Genomic DNA, 3108 nt, shown 5'->3' on the forward strand with positions numbered 1-3108 from the left:
TTTTCCACGTCAACGGCGACGATCCGGAGGCGGTGACCTTTGCCTGCAAGATGGCGATCGAGTTCCGCCAAGCATTCAACCGCGACATCGTCATCGACATGTGGTGCTACCGCCGCTTTGGCCACAACGAGGGCGACGAGCCGAGCTTTACCCAGCCGCTGATGTACGCGGCGATCAAAACCCACCCGCCGGTCAGTGAAATCTACGCAAAACGGCTGATCGCCGAGGGCGTGGTCGATCAGAAGTGGATTGACGATTCCACCGCAGCATTCGTCCAGCATCTCGAAAGCGAGTTCGAGGCAGGGACCAGCTATCTCCCCAACAAGGCCGACTGGTTCGAAGGCCGCTGGGAAGGGCTGGGTACACCGGGCGAGCCTGTCGATGCGCGGCGCAACGTCAACACCGCCATCCCCGAGGACGAATATGCGCGCCTGTCTGCACTGCTGACCACCGTCCCCGAAGGGCTGACCATTCACAAGACACTGGGCCGGATCCTCGACGCCAAAAAGAAGGCGCTCGACGAGGGGCAGGGGATCGACTGGGCGACGGCCGAGGCACTGGCCTATGGCAGCCTGGTCGACGACGGCTATCGCGTCCGCCTGTCGGGTCAGGATAGCGGCCGCGGCACTTTCAGCCAGCGCCATGCGGTATGGACCGATCAGGTGACCGGCGAGAAATATGTCCCGCTGAGCACCAAGCGCGACCGCGCCGGCCAGCCCTGGTTCGAAGTGCTCGACAGCCCGCTTAGCGAATTCGGTGTGCTCGGGTTCGAATATGGCTATTCCCAAGCCGACCCGCGCGCGCTGGTGCTGTGGGAAGCGCAGTTCGGCGATTTCGCCAACGGTGCGCAGACGATCATGGACCAGTTCATCGCCGCCGGCGAAGCCAAGTGGCTGCGCGCCAGCGGCCTGGTGATGCTCTTGCCGCATGGCTTTGAAGGGCAGGGGCCGGAACATAGTTCCGCTCGCCTCGAGCGCTACCTGCAGCTGTGCGCCGAGGACAATATCCAGGTCGCCAACTGCACTACGCCCGCGCAATATTTCCACATCCTGCGGCGGCAGATGCTGCGCGATTTCCGCAAGCCGCTAATCATGATGACGCCAAAGTCGCTGCTTCGCCACAAGCTGGCGGTGTCGGCCAAGAGCGACTTCATCGGCGAAGGCCATTTCCATCGCATTCTAAGCGATCCGAACCCGCCAGCTGCGGGCGAGACACGGCGCGCGGTGCTCTGCTCGGGCAAGCTCAGCTATGAGCTGATGGAGGCGCGGGATGCGGCGGGTGACCAGGCGACCGAGATCATCCGCATCGAGCAGCTCTATCCCTTCCCGGGTGAGCCGCTGGTCAAGCGGCTCAAAGCCATGCCCAAGCTGGAAGAGCTGGTCTGGGCGCAGGAAGAGCCGAAGAACAATGGCGCATGGCAGTTCGTCGAGGATTTGCTGGAGGATTGCCTGGTTGAGGCCGGGCATGGCCAATTGCGCCCGCGTTATGCCGGCCGGGCCGCCTCAGCATCGCCGGCAACCGGACTGGCCAAACGCCACGCCGCGGAGCAAGCGGCCTTGATCGCCGACGCGCTGGGGCATAGCAGCCGCGCCAAGACAAAAGCACAAGCTTCGTAAGGAACAAGCGACCCATGGCCACCGATGTGAAGGTCCCAGCACTGGGCGAGTCGATCACCGAGGGAACTTTGGCCCAGTGGCTGAAGAAGCCGGGCGAGGCCGTCGCCGCCGACGAGCCGATCGTCAGCCTGGAGACCGACAAGGTGTCGGTCGAAGTGCCGTCGCCGGTCGCGGGGACGATGAGCGAGCAGCTATTCAAGGAAGGCGACACGGTCGAGGTCGGCGCGGTGATCGCGCGGATCGGTGAACCGGGAGCTTCGGCGGCTACGGCTGCCCCTGCCGCGGAAGTCTCCGCCGAGCCGCGCAAGGAGCCCGAAGTCGAACATGCCGAGCACGCCGACCTGACCCTGTCGCCGGCGGTGCGCCGCGCGGTGCTGGAACATCATGTCGACCCGTCGAAGATCCATGGCACCGGCAAGGACGGGCGCCTGACCAAGGACGATGTCATCGCAGCGGCCGCAGCGAAAGATGCGCCCAGTGCCCCTGCGCAACCTGGTTCTCCTGCGAAGGCAGGAGCCCAGACCGCCGCGGTAGCGGCGTCCGTGACGCCGGACTGGGCCCCGGCCTACGCCGGGGAACGCAAAGAAGAGCGGGTCAAGATGACCCGCCTGCGCCAGACCATCGCCACCCGGCTGAAGGACGCGCAGAACACGGCGGCGCTGCTCACCACCTACAATGACGTCGACATGACGGCGGTGATCGATGCCCGCGCCCGCTACAAGGATCTGTTCGAGAAGAAGCATGGCATCCGCCTCGGCTTCATGGGCTTCTTCGTGAAGGCGGTGGCGCTGGCCGCGCGCGACGTGCCGTCGGTAAATGCCCGGATCGAGGGCGACGAGATCGTCTATTCCGACTTCCTCGACGTATCGGTGGCGGTGTCGGCGCCCAAGGGCCTGGTGGTGCCGGTGATCCGCGACGCCGACAGCATGAGCTTCGCCGAGATCGAAAAGGCCATCGCCGCCTATGGCAAGAAGGCCAAGGACGGGACCTTGACCGCCGAGGACATGAAGGGCGGCACGTTCACCATCTCCAACGGCGGCGTGTTCGGCTCGCTGATGTCGACCCCGATCATCAACCCGCCGCAGTCGGCGGTGCTCGGCATGCACCGCATCGAGGAGCGTCCGGTGGTCCGCGACGGCCAGATCGTCGCCCGTCCGATGATGTACCTGGCGCTGTCCTACGACCACCGCCTGATCGACGGCCGCGAGGCGGTGACCTTCCTCGTCCGCGTCAAGGAAGCGATCGAGGATCCGACCCGCCTGCTGATCGACCTCTAAGGCTGGATAAAATCGCGGGGCTTGCCTATGTCGCCGCGCGAAGGCGCCGCTCGGCGTCGCAGGCTGCCGATTTCAAGGAATGACCATGGCTGATTTCGACTACGACGTGCTGGTGATCGGCTCCGGCCCCGGCGGCTATGTCGCGGCGATCCGCGCCGCGCAGCTCGGCCTCAAGACCGCCTGCGCCGAGGGGCGCGAGACACTGGGCGGCACCT

3 protein-coding genes are annotated in these 3108 nt (G+C 65.3%); all 3 read left to right on the top strand.

Going from position 1 to position 3108, the window contains the following annotated elements:
• The coding region (locus Q0C64_RS13320; RefSeq protein ID WP_294124326.1) for a 2-oxoglutarate dehydrogenase E1 component at positions 1 to 1616 on the top strand (1616 nt) is incomplete at its 5' end.
• Positions 1617 to 1630: 14 nt separating this feature from the next.
• Positions 1631 to 2893 carry a 2-oxoglutarate dehydrogenase complex dihydrolipoyllysine-residue succinyltransferase gene (gene odhB / locus Q0C64_RS13325; protein WP_294124327.1) on the top strand — a complete coding sequence of 421 codons (1263 nt, stop codon included), beginning with the start codon at positions 1631 to 1633 and terminating at the stop codon, positions 2891 to 2893.
• A gap of 85 nt (positions 2894 to 2978) precedes the next feature.
• Positions 2979 to 3108: FAD-dependent oxidoreductase (locus Q0C64_RS13330; protein WP_294124328.1), on the top strand; the 130-nt coding region annotated here is incomplete at its 3' end.

The organism is Sphingomonas sp. (assembly GCF_023266535.1).
Classification (GTDB): Bacteria; Pseudomonadota; Alphaproteobacteria; order Sphingomonadales; family Sphingomonadaceae; genus Sphingomicrobium.